The organism is Rhizobium sp. UFLA01-1127 (assembly GCF_059803845.1).
Window position 1 is genome coordinate 19359 of record NZ_JAUQTZ010000017.1, and the last position, 19375, is coordinate 38733.

Genomic DNA, 19375 nt, shown 5'->3' on the forward strand with positions numbered 1-19375 from the left:
ATGGAAGCGCTCTCGCGATGCTTCGGGTGCGATTGGCCATAATCAAAAATTGATAGCTCCCTGCTCTTCACCGCCAGAACGGCAGAGCAAATATGGAAACGATGCTATATTCGGCCTCGAGATGGCCGTTGCCGGCGGGGCTGCCGATGTCGTCACCGAACTGGCGTCGCTCGGTTTTGCTGGAAAGCTTGCTGCGGCCGGCTGTATCGGCGCGGATATCGACGGAGAGATCGTCAAGACGCGTCAGGTGCAAGGAATGGCACCGACAAATCGAACGTTATGCTTGGAGGAGGCGAGGGCGAATGAGGGCAGTCCGTTTGGAATCGATCGGATCCATGGCGATGCACATGGTCGAGAAGCCGAGCGCCGGGGCCGGAGAGATCATCGTCCGGGTACTTGCTGCAGGCATCTGCGGATCCGACCGGCATATGTACAAGGGCGAGTATCCAACGGCTATCCCGGTGACGCTCGGTCATGAATTCTGCGGCCTCGTGGAAGAGGTGGGCGAGGGCGTTTCATCATTCGTCGGCGGAGAGCTTGTTACGGTGGACCCGAATATTGCCTGCGGCACCTGTCCCGCCTGCCGGCGAGGGCGGCCGAACCTGTGTGCCAATCTAAAGGCGATCGGGGTGACGCGGGACGGCGGCTTTGCCGACTATGTTGCGGTTCCCAGCGGTCAGGCGTTTCTGCTGCCTTCTGATCTCGATCCCGTCCACGGTGCTTTTTGCGAGCCGCTTGCCTGTTGCATCCATGCCATCGACAAGGCGAAGATCCGTCCGGGCGATAGCGTTGCCATATTGGGCGGCGGCGTCATTGGCTTGCTTATGGTGCAGTTGGCGCGTCTGGCAGGCGCAGGCCAAGTTATTCTCATCACAAGACAATTGTCGCGGCGTGAGGCGGCGTTGCGGCTCGGCGCGACGCAGGCGCTTGATCCTACCTCCACCGATGCCGTTACCGCCATCCGGGATTCGACCGCTGGCGGCGCGGATGTCGTCATAGAATGCGCGGGCGTTCCCGAAACGCTCCAGACCGGCGTGCATATGGTGCGGCGTGGCGGCGCCTTCGTGTTGTTCGGGGTAACGCCGGCGGGTTTGCAAGTTCCCCTCCTGCCGTTCGATCTCCTTGTCAACGAAGTCGAGATCAGGCCGGCCTATCTCAATCCGTTCACCCATTCCCGGGCGGCGGCCATGGTGGCAGGCGGGGTTCTCGAACTGGACTCGCTTGTCACGAAGACGATCGGCCTCGAGCAGGTTGCAGGCGTGGTTGGCAGCGCGCCATTGGCCGGCGAGATCAAGGTCATCGTCCGGCCGTGAGTTTCGCCTCCGGGCCGGCATCGGGTTGACAGACAGGTATGTTCGCAGACCGTCCTCACCCGCATCGGCATTTATAAGATTTTTATATCTTCCGCTTTTCTGCCGTCTCGAACCTTAACGCGGTTCAGTCGCATATTGCGCGTGGAAGATACACCTCAGGTGATCTTCCTTCTCGGCAGGAAGAAGAGAAGCGCTCCGAGCAAGGGCGCTCTCCGTCGTTTCTGCAGTCAACAATAACAATCAAGGAATCGCGATCGATGGTGGACATGTTTCTTGTCGGGATCGGCGTCTTATTCTTCCTCCTTTGCGTCGCCTATACCAAGGCCTGCGACAGCCTCTAGTCGGAGAGACGGCAATGCTTCTCGATTACATTCTCGGTGGCGGCGTGACGATCTTTCTCACCGTCTACCTGGTCTACGCTCTCATTCGCCCCGAGCGCTTCTGACAGCGCTTCATAGGGAAAGTTATCTCCATGACCTTCAACGGATGGCTTCAGATCCTCATTTACATCGGGATCCTTCTCCTGCTCGTCAAACCGCTCGGCGGTTACATGACACGCGTCTTTACCGGCGAGCGTACCTTCCTCTCCTTTGTCCTCCGTCCCGTGGAGCGGGGGCTTTATCGTTTGGCCGGCACGAACGACCGCGAGGAGCAGCATTGGACGACCTATTCAGTCTCCATGCTGCTTTTCAGTCTAGCCGGTTTCATCGTTCTTTACGCGCTGCAGCGGCTGCAGGGCAGCCTGCCGTATAATCCGGCCGGCATGACGTCGCTCGACCCGTACTTGTCCTTCAACACGTCGACCAGCTTCGTCACCAATACCAACTGGCAGAACTATGGCGGCGAAAGCACGATGTCCTATCTCGTGCAGATGGCCGGCCTGACTGTGCAGAACTTTGTTTCGGCCGCAACAGGTATCGCGATCGCGATCGCGTTGATCCGTGCCTTCGCGCGCGCCTCGGGCAAGGCGATCGGCAATTTCTGGGTCGATCTTACCCGCGCGACGCTCTATGTCCTGCTGCCGATCTGTGTCGTCCTGACGATCGCTTTCGTCTATCTCGGTGTGCCGCAGACGCTCGGCCCCTACGTCAATGCCACCACGCTCGAGGGCGCGCAGCAGACGATCGCCGTCGGTCCCGTCGCTTCGCAGCTTGCCATCAAGATGCTCGGCACGAACGGCGGTGGCTTCTTCAATGCCAACTCGGCACATCCCTTCGAAAATCCGAGTGCAGTCTCCAACCTTTTGCAGATGCTGGCGATCTTCGCCATCGGCGCGGCACTGACCAACGTCTTCGGCCGCATGGTCGGCAGCCAGCGTCAGGGCTGGGCGATCCTGGCCGCCATGGGTACGCTCTTCGTCGCCGGGGTCATCGTCACCTACTGGGCCGAGGCCGCGGGCAACCCGCTGATCCACGCTCTCGGTGTCCAGGGCGGCAACATGGAAGGCAAGGAGGTCCGCTTCGGGCTTGCGGCATCCTCGCTGTTCGCCGTCATTACGACCGCGGCATCCTGCGGTGCAGTCAATGGCATGTTGGGCAGTTTCACCGCGCTTGGAGGCATGATCCCGCTCATCAACCTGCAGCTCGGCGAAGTCATCGTTGGTGGCGTCGGCGCCGGCTTCTACGGCATCCTGATGTTCGTCATCATTGCGATCTTCGTTGCCGGCCTGATGGTTGGGCGCACGCCGGAATATCTCGGGAAGAAGATCGAGGCCAAGGAAGTGAAGATGGCGATGCTTGCCGTGCTATGCCTCCCCTTCGGGATGCTGATCTTTACCGCGATATCCGCAGTGTTGCCATCAGCAGTCGCCGCTATCGGCAATTCCGGCCCGCATGGCTTCTCCGAAATCCTCTATGCCTACAGCTCCGCAGCAGCGAATAACGGCTCTGCCTTTGCCGGCCTCTCCGCCAATACCCCCTGGTACAACACCACGCTCGGCGTCGTCATGCTGATCGGCCGTTTCCTGGTCATCGTACCGGCGCTTGCCATTGCTGGCTCACTGATCGGCAAGAAGACGGTTCCAGCCTCGGCCGGCACCTTTCCGACGGACGGCCCGCTCTTCGTCGGCCTGCTCGTCGGCACGATCCTGATCGTCGGTGGCCTGACCTTCTTCCCGGCGTTGGCGCTCGGTCCGATCGTCGAACATCTGTCGATGATCGCAGGCCAGACCTTTTAAGGAATGAAGGCCATGAGCCAAGCGCCTGTCAGCAAGCTTAGAAAAGTCATCGATCCACGCTCCTTCGACAGGGGGCGTGGCCCGGCCGGAATAACCTGCGCGTCCGATGCCATTTTGCTGGCGATGGTTGCCTTGTTCCTTGGCCTTGTCGTCTTCGGATTCTTAATCGGCTGATCGGCAGCGTTCCGATCTGACGTTTTCCTCTTCACGCTGGAGCCTCTTATGAGCCAGTTAAAATCAGCGAGTATTCTGGATTCTCGCATCCTCGTTCCGGCGATCGGCGCTTCGTTCAAGAAACTGAACCCGCGCACGCTCGCCAAGAACCCCGTCATGTTCGTGGTCGCCGTCGTTTCGATGCTGACGACCGTCCTTTTCCTCCGCGACCTCATTACGGGCGGCGGCAATCTCGGCTTTTCGCTGCAGATCAACATCTGGCTGTGGTTCACGGTACTGTTTGCAAACTTCGCCGAAGCCGTTGCCGAAGGCCGCGGCAAGGCGCAGGCGGATTCGCTGCGCAAGTCGCGCACCGAAACCCAGGCGAAGCTGCTCGTCGGCAACAGCCGTACCGATTACAAGATGGTGCCCGGCACCAGCCTCAAGGTCGGTGATGTCGTTCTGGTGGAAGCCGGCGATATCATTCCGTCCGATGGCGAAGTCATCGAAGGCGTGGCATCCGTCAATGAGGCCGCCATCACCGGTGAATCCGCACCTGTCATCCGTGAATCGGGCGGCGACCGCTCGGCCGTGACAGGCGGTACGCAGGTTTTGTCGGATGAGATCCGGGTGCGCATCACGGCGGCAGCCGGCTCGACTTTCATCGACCGCATGATCGCGCTGGTCGAAGGTGCCGAACGGCAGAAGACGCCGAACGAAATCGCGCTCAACATCCTGCTTGCCGGCATGACGCTGATCTTCGTGCTCGCGACCGTCACCATCCCGAGCTTTGCCGCCTATGCCGGCGGTTCGATCCAGACGGTCGTGCTCGTTGCGCTCTTCGTTACCTTGATCCCGACCACGATCGGCGCATTGCTGTCGGCCATCGGCATCGCCGGCATGGACCGACTTGTGCGCTTCAACGTGCTTGCCATGTCCGGCCGCGCCGTCGAGGCCGCCGGCGACGTCGATACGCTGCTCCTCGACAAGACGGGCACGATCACGCTCGGCAACCGTCAGGCGACCGCGTTCCGTCCGGTTCGGGGCGTCAGCGAACAGGATCTCGCCGATGCCGCACAGCTTGCCTCGCTTGCCGACGAGACGCCTGAGGGACGCTCGATCGTCGTGCTCGCCAAGGAGAAATATGCAATCCGCGGCCGTGACATGACGAGCCTGAAGGCAACCTTCGTTCCCTTTACCGCACAGACGCGAATGAGCGGCGTCGATCTCGAAGGCTCCTCGATCCGCAAGGGCGCCGTCGATGCAGTGGTCGCCTATGTCGAAGGCGCAGCCAATGGCAGCCACGAAGGCACGGCCGTCATGTCCCGCACATCGAGCGAAATGCTGCGCGAACTGCAGGTGATCGCCGACGAGATCGCCAAGGCCGGCGGCACGCCGCTTGCCGTTGCCCGTGATGGCCGCTTGCTTGGCGTCATCCATCTGAAAGACATCGTCAAGGGCGGCATTCGCGAGCGCTTTGCGGAACTGCGCCGTATGGGTATCCGCACCGTGATGATCACCGGCGACAATCCGTTGACGGCAGCGGCCATTGCCGCCGAGGCCGGCGTCGACGACTTCCTCGCCCAGGCGACGCCGGAGATGAAACTGGCCCTGATGCGCCAGGAGCAGGCGCAGGGAAAGCTGGTCGCCATGTGCGGCGACGGCACCAACGACGCGCCGGCACTTGCGCAAGCCGATGTCGGCGTCGCCATGAACACCGGTACGGTCGCTGCCCGCGAGGCCGGCAACATGGTCGACCTCGACAGCGATCCGACGAAGCTCATCGAGATCGTCGAAATCGGCAAGCAGCTGCTGATGACGCGCGGCGCGCTGACGACCTTCTCGATTGCCAACGACATCGCGAAGTACTTCGCCATCATCCCGGCCATGTTCATCGCCTTCTACCCGCAGCTGAAGATGCTGAACGTCATGGGCCTTGCGACGCCGCAAAGCGCCATTCTCTCGGCGATCATCTTCAACGCGCTCATCATCGTCGCGCTGATCCCGCTGTCGCTGAAGGGTGTTCGCTATCGCCCGATCGGCGCCGGCGCGCTGCTCAGTCGCAATCTTTTGATCTACGGCCTCGGCGGCATCATCGTTCCCTTCATCGGCATCAAGGCCATCGATATGGCGATCACCGCGATTGGCCTCGCCTAAGGAGTTTCTCTCATGCTGAAGCAAATCAGACCCGCCATCGTCATGATCGTCGCCACGACCGTCCTGACCGGCCTTGCCTACCCGCTTGCCATGACGGGCGTCGCCCAGGCGCTCTTCCCCCATCAGGCCAATGGCAGCCTGGTGGAAAAGGACGGCAAGGTGATCGGTTCCAGCCTCATCGGTCAGAACTTCACCAGCGACCGGTATTTCCATGGCCGCCCGTCGGCGACGACCACGACGGACCCGAACGACCCGACCAAATCGATTGCCGCACCTTATAATGCGGCCAATTCCGGCGCCTCCAATCTCGGCCCGACCAGTTCGGCCCTGATGACCCGCATCAAGGGCGACACTGCTACGCTGCAGGCGCAGAACCCCAATAGCCCGGTTCCGATCGATATGGTCACGACATCGGGCAGTGGTCTCGATCCGCACATCTCGCCTGAGGATGCCTATTTCCAGGCGCCGCGTGTTGCCAAGGCCCGCAATATGGATGAGGCGAAGGTCAAGTCGCTCGTCGCGGCAGCCATAGAGCCGCGCAAGCTCGGCATTCTCGGTGAACCCGTCATCAATGTGCTGGCATTGAACCAGGCACTCGATGCTTCTATGACTCAATAAGTTGAAGAGCTTGAGACGGTTAGCGCCGTCTCAGGCTTATCAGGAAAGACGACCCGGAATGGCAGATGACAGCCGCGACATGCTGAGCAGGCCTTCGCCCGATGCGCTTCTCGAAAAGGCGCGGGCCGAGACACGCGGACGGCTGAAGGTCTTTCTGGGCGCTGCACCGGGTGTCGGCAAGACCTACGAGATGCTGATGTCGGGCAGAGCGAAGTTCGCCGACGGCGTCGATGTCGTGGTCGGCGTCGTCGAAACCCACGGCCGTCGCGAGACGCAGGCCCTGCTCGAAGGATTCGAGATCGTTCCGCGCGTCAAGGTTGACTATAAGGGCAGGGCACTCGAGGAAATGGATCTCGATGCTATCCTGAAACGGCGGCCCGAACTGGTGCTTGTCGATGAACTTGCCCATACCAATGCGCATGGCAGCCGGCATCCAAAGCGCTATCTCGATGTCAAGGAGCTTCTCGAACGCGGCATCGACGTCTATACGACGCTGAATATCCAGCATGTCGAAAGCCTGAACGACGTGGTCTCGCAGATCACCCGCATTCGCGTGCGCGAGACCGTGCCGGACTCCATTATCGACATGGCCGATGATGTCGAGATCATCGACTTGACGCCGGACGACCTCATCAAGCGGCTGCATGACGGCAAGGTTTATGTGTCGAAGACGGCCGAGCGGGCGCTGACAAACTATTTCACGCCCGGCAACCTGACGGCACTGCGCGAGCTGGCGCTGAGACGTACGGCCCAGCGCGTTGACGACCAGCTCCTGACCCATATGCAGGCCCATGCGATTCAGGGGCCATGGGCAGCCGGAGAGCGCGTGCTCGTCTCCATCGATCATCATCCGCGTTCGGCTTCGCTTGTGCGCTATGCCGCGCGCATGGCATCGCGCCTGCGCGCACCTTGGGCCGCCGTCTATGTCGAAACCAATCGCTCGATCAGCCTGACGGAGGCGCAGCGAGATACGGTCGCCGCAACGCTCAGACTTGCCGAACAGCTTGGCGGCGAAGCCATTACCCTCCCGGGCCGCGAGGTGGCGGAGGAACTGCTTCGCCATTCGGCCAGCAACAATGTGACCCATATCGTCATCGGTTCGCCGAAAATCGGCTCCTGGCGCGATTGGTCGCGCCGTTCGGTTTCCTATGATCTCATCCGCCGAGCCGGCGATATCAGCGTCCATGTCATTTCCGGCAGCGAAGCGGATGGCGACGCCGCCCGGCGCGGCGTCAAAATGGCGCCTTCGTCGCCACCCTTCCAGCTTCGCGGCTATATGCTGGCAACGCTTTATGTTGCCATTGCGCTCGGCTTTTGCGTCATTCTCGATCAGGTGCTGGATGTCCGCAACCTGGCGCTCGTCTTTCTGATGGCGGTGCTGGCGAGTGCGGTCACACAGGGGCTTCGCCCGGCACTCTATTCCTGTATCCTCGGTGCGCTTGCCTTCAATTTCTTCTTCCTGCCGCCGCGCTACACGCTGACGATCAGCGATCCGGAAAGCGTGCTCGCCTTCTTCTTCTTCCTCGGCGTCGCGATCATTGCGAGCAACCTGACAGCAACCGTCCAGCGGCAGGCCGCGGCGGCAAGGCAGCGTGCACGAACGACCGAGGACCTTTACCTGTTTTCGAAGAAGCTTGCCGGCACCGGCACACTCGACGATGTGCTGTGGGCAACGGCCTTTCAGCTGGCTTCGATGCTGAAGCTGCGCGTCGTGCTGCTTCTTCCCGAACATGGAACCATCGCCGTCAAGGCGGGCTATCCACCTGACGACACGCTCGACGATGCCGATATCGCGGCGGCGCGCTGGGCCTGGGAGCACAATCATGCCGCCGGCCGTGGCGCCGATACTCTGCCGGGCGCCAAGCGCCTCTATGTCCCGCTGCGCACCGGCCGCACCGCCGTCGGCGTCATCGGTCTCGACAGCGATCGCCGTGACGGTCCGCTTCTGACGCCGGAGCAGCAGCGGCTGCTGGATGCTCTTGCCGATCAGGCGGCCCTTGCCATCGAACGGGTGCAGCTGGTCGCCGATGTCGACCGCGCGAAACTGGCCGTCGAGGCCGATCGGCTGCGTTCCGCGCTGCTGACGTCCATTTCGCACGATTTGAAGACGCCGCTTGCGGCTATCCTTGGTGCTGCGGGAACGCTGCGCGATTATCTGGAATCGCTGCCGCACGAGGATCGCGTCGATCTCCTGTCGACCGTCATCGACGAATCCGAGCGCCTCAACCGTTTCATCGCCAACCTGCTCGACATGACCAAGATCGAATCCGGCGCAATGGAACCGAACTATGCCTTGCACTATGCCGGCGATATCGTCGGCAGCGCGTTGCGGCGGGCCGAAAAGATTCTGGCGCGTCACCGTGTCGATGTGCAGATGCCCGTCGATCTGCCGATGGTGAAAGTCGATCCGGTTCTGTTCGAGCAGGTGCTGTTCAACCTGCTCGACAATGCCGCAAAATATGCGCCGGAAGGCTCGGCCATCCGCCTGGAAGCCTGGGCCGACATCGACAATATCATCTTCAGGGTCATGGACGAGGGGCCTGGCATTCCGCCCTCCGACCTGGAGCGCGTCTTCGATACGTTCTACCGCGTGCGAAAGGGGGATCAGGTGCGTGCCGGCACCGGCCTTGGCCTTTCCATCTGTCGCGGCTTCATCGAGGCGATGGGTGGCGCGATTGCTGCCGGCAACAGAACGGATCGGCAGGGAGGGGTCTTCACCATTCGCCTGCCGAAGCCAACGGATGTCCCGAAGCTGGATGAACTGAAATGAACACCACTGCCGTCAAGATTCTCGTCGTCGATGATGAGCCGCCGATCCGCAAGCTGCTGCGTGTCGGCCTCGGCGCCCAGGGCTATGTCGTCAATGAGGCGCAAAATGCCGCGTCAGCTCAGGCATCGGTGGACGAGGATCAACCGGATCTGATCGTGCTCGATCTCGGTCTGCCGGACAAATCGGGCCAGGATCTGCTGTTGGAATGGCGCGAGGATGGGGTGCATATCCCGGTCGTCATCCTGTCCAGTCGCACGGATGAGGCCGGCATCGTCAAGGCGCTCGAAAGCGGTGCGGACGATTACGTCACCAAACCTTTCGGCGTCAACGAACTTGCCGCCCGCATCCGCGTGGCGCTGCGCCATCGCCTGCAGCAGCAGGGCGAGAAGGCGATCTTTCAGACAGGCGGCCTCTCCATCGACCTGGTCAAGCGCATCGTCAAGGTCGAGGGCAAGGAGATCAAGCTGTCGCCGAAGGAATACGATATCCTGCGGGTGCTCGCCCAGCATGCCGGCAAGGTGCTGACGCACCAGTTTCTGCTGAAGCAGATCTGGGGGCCGGCTGCCGATGTTCAGTATCTGCGTGTCTATGTCCGCCAGCTCCGGCAGAAGATCGAGGAGGTTCCCGATCGGCCGCAATATATCACCACCGAGACGGGCGTGGGCTACAGGCTGCGCGAACCGGATTGAGACCGCCGGGATTTCGAACCGTGGGATCGGGATGATACCGGCTCGGCCCATGGTGATGAGCAACATTTCAGAACAAACAACTACTCGGCCCTGAGCGCAATCATGGATCTTTCCGCCATCATCCTTCCCGAACATGTTTTTGTCGGCGTCTCGGCTCCGACCAAATGGCGGGCGCTGCAGATGCTGTCATCGAAGGCTGCCGCTTGTTTCGGCCTGGATGAGGGAACGGTTCTGCGGGCGCTGGAGACACGCGAAAGACTGGGCACGACCGGAATCGGCAACGGCGTTGCCGTTCCGCACGCCGCTGTCGCCGACATGACGCGGCCGCGAGGATTGATGGTGCATTTTGCGCATGCGGTCGATTTCGAGGCCATCGACGATGTGCCGACGGAATGGGCATTCGTCCTGCTCTTCGGGGAGGGCGGCCGGAGCGATTATCTGAATGTACTTGCCGCGATCGCGCGGCGCTTGCGCGCAGACGGCGTTCTCACGGCGATGCGGCAGTCAAAAAGCGCCGACGAACTCTACTCCGTGTTCATGTCCGGCGCTATTGACTGACGCGTCGCCATCGCGCGCTGATTGTCTTTCCGGAATGTGATTCCATTTTTCCCGATTCTATGGGATGCTGTTCTCCGGAGTTCCCTAAAACGGGAACTGTCTTCGTTACTTTATACGACCAAGTTGATAGGGTTTAGGGACAAACGAAGGGGGTGCATCCATGCAGACGATAAAGCTTTCCCGGCTTCTCGCCACCGCGGTTCTGATCGGCAGTTTTTCGATCGCAGCCGTCGCGCCGACCTGGGCGGCGGACAAGACGCTTCTCAATGTTTCCTATGATCCGACGCGCGAACTCTACAAGGATTTCAACACGGCTTTTGCCGCCAAGTGGAAGAAGGACACGGGTGAAACCATCAATATCAAGGCGTCGCATGGCGGCTCCGGCGCGCAGGCCCGCTCGGTCATCGATGGTCTCGACGCCGATGTCGTGACGCTGGCGCTCGAAGGCGATATCGATGCGATCGCCAAGGCGACGCACAAGATCCCGGCTGATTGGAAGACCAAGTTCCCGAACAATTCCGTTCCCTATACCTCGACTATCGTGTTCCTCGTGCGCAAGGGCAATCCGAAAGGCATCAAGGATTGGCCCGACCTGATCAAGGACGGCGTCGAGGTCGTCACGCCGAACCCGAAGACCTCGGGCGGCGCCCGCTGGAACATTCTCGCAGCCTGGGCCTGGGCCAAGCAGGCCAATGGCGGCGACGATGCCAAGGCGCAGGACTATGTGGCGCAGCTTCTGAAGCATGTGCCGGTGCTCGATGCCGGTGCGCGCGGTGCGACGACGACTTTCGTGCAGCGTGGTCTCGGCGATGTTCTCCTTGCCTGGGAAAACGAAGCCTACCTTTCGCTCGATGAGCTCGGTCCCGACAAATTCGAGATCGTGACGCCTTCGGTTTCCGTCCGCGCCGATCCTCCGGTTGCCGTCGTCGATGGCAATGTCGATGCCAAAGGCACGCGCAAGGTTGCGGAAGCCTATCTGAATTATCTCTACTCGGATGAAGGCCAGAAGATCGCCGCCAGGCACTACTACCGGCCGATCAAGCCGGAAGCGGCGGATCCCAAGGATGTCGCCCGCTTCCCATCCCTGAAGCTGGCAACCATCGACGATTTCGGCGGATGGTCCCAGGCTCAGCCGAAATTCTTCGGCGATGGCGGCATTTTCGATCAGATCTACAAGCCGGGACAATAAGACTGAATGCATTCTATAACCCGCAAACGGTGGCGGTTACGGCAGCCGAGCGTCATTCCGGGCTTCGGATTGGCGCTCTGCGTTACCTTGGCTTGGCTCATCTTCATCGTTCTCATTCCGCTGTCGGGATTGCTGTGGAAGAGCAGCGCTCTCGGCTGGGAGAAATTCTGGACCCTGACGCTTGACGTGCGCACGCTTTTTGCGCTGCGCATGAGTTTCGGCGGGGCTTTCATCGCCGCGCTCGTCAACGCCGTGCTTGGGCTTATCCTCGCCTGGGTGCTCGTGCGCTATCGCTTTCCAGGCAAGCGCATTGTCGATGCGATGGTCGATCTGCCGTTCGCGCTGCCGACGGCAGTCGCGGGCATTGCGCTGACCACGCTCTATGCGCCGAACGGCTGGATCGGCCAGTTCCTGACGCCGCTCGGCATCAAGATCGCCTTTACTCCGGTCGGCATCGTCATTGCGCTGATTTTCGTCGGCTTGCCGTTCGTGGTGCGCACTGCGCAGCCCGTCATGGAGGAAATCGACCGTGAGGTCGAGGAGGCGGCCGCGACGCTTGGGGCATCGCGGTTTCAGACGATAACCCGCGTGCTGCTGCCGGGATTGGCGCCTGCCGCGCTGACCGGTTTCGCGCTGGCATTTGCGCGTGCGGCCGGTGAATACGGATCGGTCATCTTCATTGCCGGCAACAAGCCTTACGTCTCGGAAATCGCGCCGCTGCTCATCGTCATTCGACTGGAGGAATATAATTATGCCGCGGCAACGGCGATCGCGACGGTGATGCTGTTCATTTCCTTCACCATGCTTTTGATCATCAACCTTATCCAGTCGTGGAGCAGAAGGAGATATGGCGATGGCGCATGATCTTTCTGCATCGGCCGAAACAGGCCACTCGGTTATCACGGAAAGCCGGGCAGCGCGTATCATTTTCATATTGATCTCGCTAACCTTTCTGACGCTGATGGTGCTTTTGCCTCTGGCTGCCGTTTTCGTCGAGGCTTTCCGCAAAGGGATCGAGACTTTCTTCGAAGCCCTGATCGACGAGGAAACCTTTGCGGCGATCCGGTTGACCCTGATCGTTGCCGGCATCAGCGTGCCGTTGAATCTTGTCTGCGGCGTTGCCGCCGCCTGGGCGATCGCCAAGTTCGAATTCAAGGGCAAGGCTCTCCTGACAACCCTGATAGATCTGCCGTTCTCGGTGTCGCCGGTCATATCGGGCCTGGTCTTTGTGCTGTTGTTCAATTCCAACAGTACGCTTGGCCCCTGGCTGCAGAGCCACGGCATACAGATGCTGTTTGCGGTTCCGGGCCTGGTATTGGCGACGATGTTCGTCACCTTTCCCTTCGTCGCGCGCGAACTGATCCCGCTGATGCAGGAGCAGGGCAACGCGGACGAAGAGGCAGCACTCTCCCTCGGGGCGAATGGCTGGCAGACCTTCTGGCATGTCACGTTGCCGAACATCAAATGGGGGCTGCTTTACGGCGTATTGCTCTGCAATGCCCGCGCCATGGGCGAGTTCGGCGCCGTTTCGGTCGTCTCGGGCCACATCCGCGGCGAAACCAACACCATGCCGTTGCAGGTCGAGATCCTTTATAACGATTACAAGTACGCCGGGGCCTTTGCCGTCGCCACGTTGCTTGCCCTGCTTGCCCTTGTCACATTGATACTGAAGACGCTGCTGGAAATGCGCTACAGCGAAGAGATTGCAGCCAGCCGGCGTCATTGAAGGAATTCTTGATGGAAGTTCGCGTTCAAAACCTGCGCAAGGAATTCGGTCGATTCCCCGCTCTGCACGATGTCTCCCTGGACATCCGCTCGAGTGAACTGATTGCGCTTCTCGGCCCGTCCGGCTCCGGCAAGACGACGCTGCTGCGCCTGATCGCCGGCCTGGAAACGCCGACGGAAGGCAGGATTTTTTTCGGCGAGGATGATGCTTCGCTGAAGACCGTGCAGCAGCGCAATATCGGCTTCGTGTTTCAGCATTACGCGCTGTTCCGGCACATGACGGTGCTCGACAATATCTCCTTCGGCCTGAAAGTCCGCTCGGCGTCGCGTCGTCCGCCGCGCGGCGAAATTCGCCGGCGTGCGCTGGAACTTTTGGAGCTTGTGCAGTTGAACGGGTTGGAAAAACGTTATCCGGCTCAGCTTTCCGGCGGTCAGCGACAGCGTGTGGCGCTGGCGCGCGCCATGGCGGTCGAGCCGAATGTCCTGCTTCTCGATGAGCCTTTCGGCGCGCTCGACGCGCAGGTGCGCAAGGATTTGCGCAAGTGGCTGCGCGAGATCCATGACCGCACCGGCCACACCACGGTTTTCGTCACCCATGATCAGGAAGAGGCGCTTGAACTTGCCGACCGCGTCGTCGTGCTCAACAAGGGGGCGATCGAGCAGGTCGGCACGCCGGACGAGATCTACGACACGCCGAACTCACCTTTCGTCTATGGCTTCATCGGCCAGTCCAACCGCGTCAAAGTGCGCATTGCCAGCGGCGAGATCTGGTTCGACGACAAGCCTTTGGGCCTCAGCACGCCGCACGAGCCGGATGGCGAGGCATATCTTTATTTCCGGCCGCATGACATCGAGCTTCGCGACGGCGATGCCGGCTCTATCGCCGGCCTGCTGGTCGCCAGCCGCCGCGTCGCGGGCACCCGCCATCTCGAGATCAATATTGGCGCCGGACACGAAGGCATCGAGATCGAATTGCCGCCGAACAAGGCCGACGCGCTCGACCGCAACCGTATCGCCTTCAGGCCGACACGCTGGACGCTGTTCCGCAACGGAGCCTGACGATCAATCCTCCGGATGGGCTGCCGAGGCGAAGCCGCCACCCTGGTAGATGACCGTCGGATCGTTCGGATCCTCCGGAGGCGTTCTCGACAGGATCTCCGCCCGCCAGCGAGCGGCGTTATCCTGCGGTTTCCAGCCGAGAAAGGCGGCGTTGCCATTATCCCACCATTGCTCGTCATTGTCGGAGGCACCATAGACGATGGTGTGGCCGAGCCTTGGTGCGTCGAAAGCGCAGCCGCAAAGGGAGAGGAAATCCCTGACGCTGAACCAGGTAGCGAGCATGCGTGTGTTGCGCGGCTCGGGAAAGCAAGAGCCGATGCGCACCGAAAGCGTTTCCTGGCCGAACTTGTCGAAGTAGAGGCTGGCAACTGCTTCGCCGAACACTTTCGATACGCCGTAGAGCGAATCCGGCCGTGTCGGCACCTTGTTGTCGATCCGCTCATCCCGGCGATAGAAGCCGATCGTGTGGTTGGAGCTTGCAAAGACGATGCGCGGCTTGCCGACGGCTCGCGCCGCTTCATAAAGATTGTAGAGGCCGACGATATTGCCTTGCAGGATCAGATCGAATGGCTTCTCCACCGAGATGCCGCCGAGGTGGATGATGCCGTCGACACCCTTGACCATCGCCTCGACGCCGCCGCGGTCGGCGAGATCGCAGGCCACGAAACGCTCGTTCGGACGCAGATCGCTGATCGGCGCAAGATCGGACAGTACGACGTTTTCGGCGATTTGCGACAGAAGCGGCCTGAGCGCCTGGCCGACGCCGCCGGCGGCGCCGGTCAGCAGCAGAGTTTTCAGCATGGATTGTCTCCCGGATCAGTCATTTCGGCCGGCAGACTATAAGATGGTTTTCCGGCAGTCATCATATATATCAGCGGGATCGGCATGAACCGCGTCGATAAGGCTTATGCAGTCTGCGAATGCACCCTGATATCGGCGTCGAGCGCTTCGAGACTGACCACGGCCTTGATAGGCAAATGATCGGAAGCGACCCGCGCGAGCGGCGAATCATGCACTTCGACTACGGAAATCATGCCGCGCCGGTTTGCCATGATGCGATCGAGCGCCAGAAGCGGCAGCGTCGACGGAAAGCTGGGGACGGCGGGAGGCAAGGGTCCAAAAGCGTTCTGGAAAGTATTGAGAGACGAGCGGTCACCCAGGCGCCATTCGTTGAGATCGCCAAGGAGGATCGTCGGCGTCTCGCCGCCGTCGTTCATGAGATCGACGATCAGGCGAGTCTGCTGGGCGCGCGAGCGGTGCAGCAGACCAAGATGTGCGGCAATGATCCTGAGGCTTCCGCCGCGAGCCAGCTCCAGTTCTGCGATCAAGGCGCCGCGCGGCTCGAGCCCGGGCAGATTGATCTGATGGACGTCGCGGACCGTACCCTGCTTGAAAAGAACGACATTTCCATGCCAGCCATGCGCCTTGGTGACGCCGGTGATCGGCACCGGGATAAGCCCGGTTTCGCGTTCGAGCCGGCGCAGGTCGAGGATGCCCGTGCGCTCCCCGAAGCGGGTGTCGGCTTCCTGCAGACCGATGACATCGGCATCGATTTCATGAATGACGCGGCTGGTCCGTTCCGGATCGAAGCGGCGGTCGGCACCGACGCATTTGTGGACATTGTAGGAGGCGATCAAAGTGCCTTCGGGCCGATCCGACTTGCCGGCCGCCTGCCTGGCTCGCGACTTGTTTCGGTTCTTCAGACTTTCCAGAATGCTCGCACGGAGACTTTCTTTCTTCTTTCGCATCTATCCGTCGACCGTTCCTTGATCAGACCATGTCGGGTGCACGCATAAGAGTATAAGAAGCGATCGTCGGCTTTGTCATGTAAAAAGGCTGCGACAACGGCAGATAATCTCTCGCCGCGGCCGTCAGAGATAGGGCGAACCAAGCCAGAGCACCTTCTCGATAAGTCGCACGACAAAGGGCCGCGCTCTAAGTTTTTCAAGATCGACAGGATGCGCCGTTTCCAGGATCGAGCCGATATGGGCGTCGATCATGCCGGCAAAGCCGCGGTCGAGAACCTCGAGATCCACTTCGAAATTGAGCCGCAGCGAGCGTGGATCGAGATTGGAAGAGCCGACATAGGCCCAGATGCCGTCGATGGCCAAAAGCTTCGAATGGTTGAATGCGCCTTCGGAGCGCCAGATGCGGCAATAATTCTTCAGCATCTGGTCGAATTGCGCCGTCATCGCCCGGTCGACGAGCACGAGATTGTTGGCAGTCGGCACGACGATATCGACCTCGACGCCGCGCCGGGCGGCGGTCACAAGCGCGCTGATCAGCTCCCGATCCGGCAGGAAGTAGGGCGACATGATGCGGATGGATTTATGCGCCACCGAAAGCGCCCCGATCAGCATCTTGTGATTGGTCTCGACGCTGCGGTCCGGGCCGGAGGCGACGACCCGCATGAAGACGGGCGCTCCGGGGTCGTTGGCGGGAGCGGCAATCCGCCATTCCTCGCCGCTCAGCACTTCGCCCGTGGTAAATTGCCAATCCTCGGCTGCCGTATTGAAGAGATCGGCAACCGCCGGTCCCGTCACGCAAAAATGCATATCGCGGGCGCTATGCTCATGCGCGAACTCGCGGGTGAAGCCCTGGCGTATGTTCATGCCGCCGGTAAAGGCCACCCGCCCGTCGATGCTGAGGATCTTGCGGTGCGTGCGCAGATTGGCATAGGGCAATCTGAGGCCGATGATGACGTTGCCGTTGAACACGTCGACCTGCACGCCGCCTTCGCTCAGATAGCCCATGATGCTCGGCACGGAATAACGCGCGCCGACGGCATCGATCAGCACGCGCACGCTGACACCGCGTTTGGCGGCGGCAATCAGACAATCGGCGATGCGAAGGCCGATCGGGTCGCGATCGAAGATATAGGTCTCCATCAGGATGCTGCGCTCGGCGCCGTCGATAGCGGCTTTCATCGCGGCATAGGCGACATCGCCGTTCGTCAGCATCTCGATGGTATTGCCGGTGCTCATCGTGTAGCGGACCACACGGTCTCCGAGCGTCTTCATCGAACCGAAGCGATCGCCGAAAAGCCGCCGCACCTCACCGTCGTCGGCATCGAAACCGGCGAGCTCACCATTCGCATCCTTGCGGAAGAGCGCGTCGCGCTGTGAGGTGAGGGAGGCCCGGCGGATACGATTGATACCGGCGACGGCATAGAGCAAGGCCCCGATGATGGGCGACAGGACGATGACACCGACCCAGCCGATCGCTGCGCGGACGTCCTCCTTGGTCATGGCTGCATGGATTGCAGCAGCGGCCCCCATCGCGATGGACAGGACGGCGAGAATTTGGCCCCAATGGGCGGCCCCGAGGTCGATCATGACGCAAGTATATCCTTGCCCGCAAAAGCTGCAATGAGCCGGCTCGCGATCACCGGGATGCCATGAATAGCGGTGCGAAAACTCATTACTTTAGATATTTTTAATTGAACCCTGTTCGTGCCCGCTTCATACTTAGGGTGCTTCGGCTGCTTCGCTACCGTTTCCCCACGGTAACTTGTCTTTTGTTTGAAGCGCCACTGCGGTTCGAGAGCCGAGATCGAGGAAACGAGCCTGGCATCTAAAGTCATGGCGTCTTGGTAGCTCGGGGGAGGCGTGAAAGCCCGCATTTCAAGAACGGGCATTGCTCATCAAACATTGTTCAACGATGCGAACGGAGGACGGCAGATGTTGGAATCTCGAGACGAATGGATCAAGAAGCGCGCATACGCCATATGGGAGGAGGAGGGATATCCCACAGGACGCGATGTCGAGCACTGGGCGCGGGCGAGCGGCGAACGCATCGCGCTTGAGGAAAGCGTCGCAAACGGTGGCGGGGTCGACATCAAGCCCAAGGCGAAGCGCAAAGTGGCGGTCGCTGCAGCGCCTGTTGTCGACAAGACGGTAACCAAACCCGTTAGGAAAGCGTCGAAGAAGACCACAGCCGCAAAGACGTAGGGCAGTCGGTTCCAGGAGTGCGGCGGAGACGAGGGCGGCTCGATGGCAACATCGGGCCGCCTTTTTTTCACGACAGGCGCCGGAGAAATATTCGCAATCATTTCGGTAATTTGGCTCTCATCCGCGAAATAGTTGTCACACATCGATGCTACGGATTGCCAAGGGAGTTCAGCAATGTGTCGCAGTGATACCGATGATCTGGAAATGACTGTTGCGACGATCGTCGCATCGTGCTGCTTCCCTTGTTTCGCCCGCGGCCTGGATGCGATGCGATGATATCTCTTCTCGTTCTTGCTGCGCTCTATCTTCTGGCGGCCCTGGTCCTCATCCTGATCATCGACCGTTCGGTCGGCGTCTTTTTCCCGGCTTCGGCCAAGCAAGGTGCCGCCGAGCCGCATGACCGCCGTCTCCGGGTTCTTCCAATCAATCGCAATGCTCCCGCTCGCATATCGGAACCTTTTCCGTGATGACGTGTTGGTCTTTCTCCCCAGCCAAGGAGAAAGATCATGTCTCGAGGAGACAAGTCCGCCTATACGGACAAGCAGAAGCGCAAGGCCGAGCATATTGAGGAAGGCTATGAGGACCGCGGCGTTTCTGGTGACGAGGCGGAGCGGCGCGCTTGGGCGACCGTGAATAAGGAAAGCGGCGGCGGCAAGAAATCCGGCTCGGGCCGCGGCCATGCCGAGACTCATGAAGCCTCTAAAAAAGGGGGCAGGATCGGCGGACGTGCTTCCGCGGATCGGCCCGCCTCCGAGCGTTCCGCATCCGCGAAGAAGGCGGCCGCAACCCGCAAACGCCACGAGCGTAATGCACATTCCCAGCCGTGACAGGAATGGGATGTCCTCCCATCCCAATACAACCATGGGATCTTTCGCGGCGATGGCGATCGAGCTGATATAGTTTCCGGCGCGTCGGCCCGTAATCGCCGATTGCCCCCTTATTTTCCGCGATGCCGACGCTAAATTGTAGGCTCGATCTGCGATGGCGGTCGGCTTTGAAAGCGATGAGAAGGTACCGC

General features: G+C 60.7%; 20 protein-coding genes and 1 pseudogene. 17 read left to right on the forward strand and 4 right to left on the reverse strand.

Annotated elements, in window-relative coordinates:
• Nucleotides 1-118 precede the first annotated feature (118 nt).
• The 14 genes and pseudogenes from Q4Q11_RS06410 to Q4Q11_RS06475 all read left to right on the forward strand — a co-directional run.
• Nucleotides 119-244, forward strand: a pseudogene (locus Q4Q11_RS06410) (carbohydrate kinase family protein); the annotation flags it as partial.
• A 58-nt stretch (nt 245-302) separates the two neighbouring features.
• Nucleotides 303-1313 carry a zinc-dependent alcohol dehydrogenase family protein gene (locus tag Q4Q11_RS06415; RefSeq protein WP_498568961.1) on the forward strand — a complete coding sequence of 337 codons (1011 nt, stop codon included), beginning with the start codon at nt 303-305 and terminating at the stop codon, nt 1311-1313.
• A gap of 355 nt (nt 1314-1668) precedes the next feature.
• Nucleotides 1669-1758, forward strand: a complete 90-nt coding sequence (gene kdpF, locus Q4Q11_RS06420) for a K(+)-transporting ATPase subunit F (protein WP_041678183.1) — start codon at nt 1669-1671, stop codon at nt 1756-1758.
• Nucleotides 1759-1785: 27 nt separating this feature from the next.
• Nucleotides 1786-3489 (forward strand): potassium-transporting ATPase subunit KdpA, encoded by a 1704-nt coding sequence (kdpA, locus tag Q4Q11_RS06425; protein ID WP_498568962.1) that lies wholly within the window; start codon nt 1786-1788, stop codon nt 3487-3489.
• A 12-nt stretch (nt 3490-3501) separates the two neighbouring features.
• Nucleotides 3502-3663 carry a hypothetical protein gene (locus tag Q4Q11_RS06430; protein ID WP_498568963.1) on the forward strand — a complete coding sequence of 54 codons (162 nt, stop codon included), beginning with the start codon at nt 3502-3504 and terminating at the stop codon, nt 3661-3663.
• Between the two features lie 48 nt (nt 3664-3711).
• The gene (gene kdpB, locus Q4Q11_RS06435) at nt 3712-5799 is read left to right on the forward strand and encodes a potassium-transporting ATPase subunit KdpB (RefSeq protein WP_112512729.1); all 2088 of its coding nucleotides are present in this window, start codon (nt 3712-3714) and stop codon (nt 5797-5799) included.
• 12 nt (nt 5800-5811) lie between these two features.
• A complete protein-coding gene (locus Q4Q11_RS06440; RefSeq protein ID WP_112512728.1) occupies nt 5812-6417 on the forward strand; it encodes a K(+)-transporting ATPase subunit C in 606 nt (201 codons plus the stop codon).
• A gap of 58 nt (nt 6418-6475) precedes the next feature.
• A complete protein-coding gene (locus Q4Q11_RS06445) occupies nt 6476-9187 on the forward strand; it encodes a DUF4118 domain-containing protein (RefSeq protein ID WP_498568964.1) in 2712 nt (903 codons plus the stop codon).
• Entirely contained in the window at nt 9184-9876 is a 693-nt protein-coding gene (locus Q4Q11_RS06450; RefSeq protein WP_112512726.1) for a response regulator transcription factor, read from the forward strand. The genes Q4Q11_RS06445 and Q4Q11_RS06450 overlap by 4 nt, the downstream gene beginning before the upstream one ends.
• Nucleotides 9877-9978: 102 nt before the next feature.
• A complete protein-coding gene (locus Q4Q11_RS06455; protein ID WP_498568965.1) occupies nt 9979-10434 on the forward strand; it encodes a PTS sugar transporter subunit IIA in 456 nt (151 codons plus the stop codon).
• Between the two features lie 160 nt (nt 10435-10594).
• Entirely contained in the window at nt 10595-11623 is a 1029-nt protein-coding gene (locus Q4Q11_RS06460) for a sulfate ABC transporter substrate-binding protein (protein WP_112512724.1), read from the forward strand.
• Between the two features lie 6 nt (nt 11624-11629).
• On the forward strand, nt 11630-12487 hold the full coding sequence (gene cysT / locus Q4Q11_RS06465; RefSeq protein ID WP_498568966.1) for a sulfate ABC transporter permease subunit CysT: 858 nt from the start codon (nt 11630-11632) through the stop codon (nt 12485-12487).
• A complete protein-coding gene (cysW, locus tag Q4Q11_RS06470; protein ID WP_112512722.1) occupies nt 12477-13349 on the forward strand; it encodes a sulfate ABC transporter permease subunit CysW in 873 nt (290 codons plus the stop codon). The genes cysT and cysW overlap by 11 nt, the downstream gene beginning before the upstream one ends.
• A gap of 11 nt (nt 13350-13360) precedes the next feature.
• Nucleotides 13361-14407 carry a sulfate/molybdate ABC transporter ATP-binding protein gene (locus Q4Q11_RS06475; protein ID WP_112512721.1) on the forward strand — a complete coding sequence of 349 codons (1047 nt, stop codon included), beginning with the start codon at nt 13361-13363 and terminating at the stop codon, nt 14405-14407.
• Between the two features lie 3 nt (nt 14408-14410).
• Here Q4Q11_RS06475 and Q4Q11_RS06480 read toward each other — a convergent pair whose 3' ends face one another.
• The 4 genes from Q4Q11_RS06480 to Q4Q11_RS06495 form a co-directional block, all read right to left on the reverse strand.
• Nucleotides 14411-15208, reverse strand: coding sequence for an NAD-dependent epimerase/dehydratase family protein (locus Q4Q11_RS06480; protein ID WP_498568967.1), 798 nt, complete (start codon nt 15206-15208; stop codon nt 14411-14413).
• Between the two features lie 104 nt (nt 15209-15312).
• On the reverse strand, nt 15313-16155 hold the full coding sequence (locus tag Q4Q11_RS06485) for an endonuclease/exonuclease/phosphatase family protein (protein WP_498568968.1): 843 nt from the start codon (nt 16153-16155) through the stop codon (nt 15313-15315).
• A gap of 123 nt (nt 16156-16278) precedes the next feature.
• Entirely contained in the window at nt 16279-17742 is a 1464-nt protein-coding gene (locus tag Q4Q11_RS06490; protein ID WP_498568969.1) for a phospholipase D-like domain-containing protein, read from the reverse strand.
• Nucleotides 17739-18044, reverse strand: a complete 306-nt coding sequence (locus Q4Q11_RS06495) for a hypothetical protein (RefSeq protein ID WP_498568970.1) — start codon at nt 18042-18044, stop codon at nt 17739-17741. The genes Q4Q11_RS06490 and Q4Q11_RS06495 overlap by 4 nt, the downstream gene beginning before the upstream one ends.
• Before the next feature lie 43 nt (nt 18045-18087).
• On the opposite strand from Q4Q11_RS06495, the gene Q4Q11_RS06500 reads away from it, so the two are divergent.
• The 3 genes from Q4Q11_RS06500 (at nt 18088) to Q4Q11_RS06510 (ending at nt 19184) form a co-directional block, all read left to right on the forward strand.
• Nucleotides 18088-18357 carry a DUF2934 domain-containing protein gene (locus tag Q4Q11_RS06500; protein WP_112512716.1) on the forward strand — a complete coding sequence of 90 codons (270 nt, stop codon included), beginning with the start codon at nt 18088-18090 and terminating at the stop codon, nt 18355-18357.
• 272 nt (nt 18358-18629) lie between these two features.
• The gene (locus Q4Q11_RS06505; RefSeq protein ID WP_112512715.1) at nt 18630-18824 is read left to right on the forward strand and encodes a hypothetical protein; all 195 of its coding nucleotides are present in this window, start codon (nt 18630-18632) and stop codon (nt 18822-18824) included.
• A 39-nt stretch (nt 18825-18863) separates the two neighbouring features.
• Entirely contained in the window at nt 18864-19184 is a 321-nt protein-coding gene (locus tag Q4Q11_RS06510; RefSeq protein WP_112512714.1) for a plasmid stabilization protein, read from the forward strand.
• Nucleotides 19185-19375 lie beyond the last annotated feature (191 nt).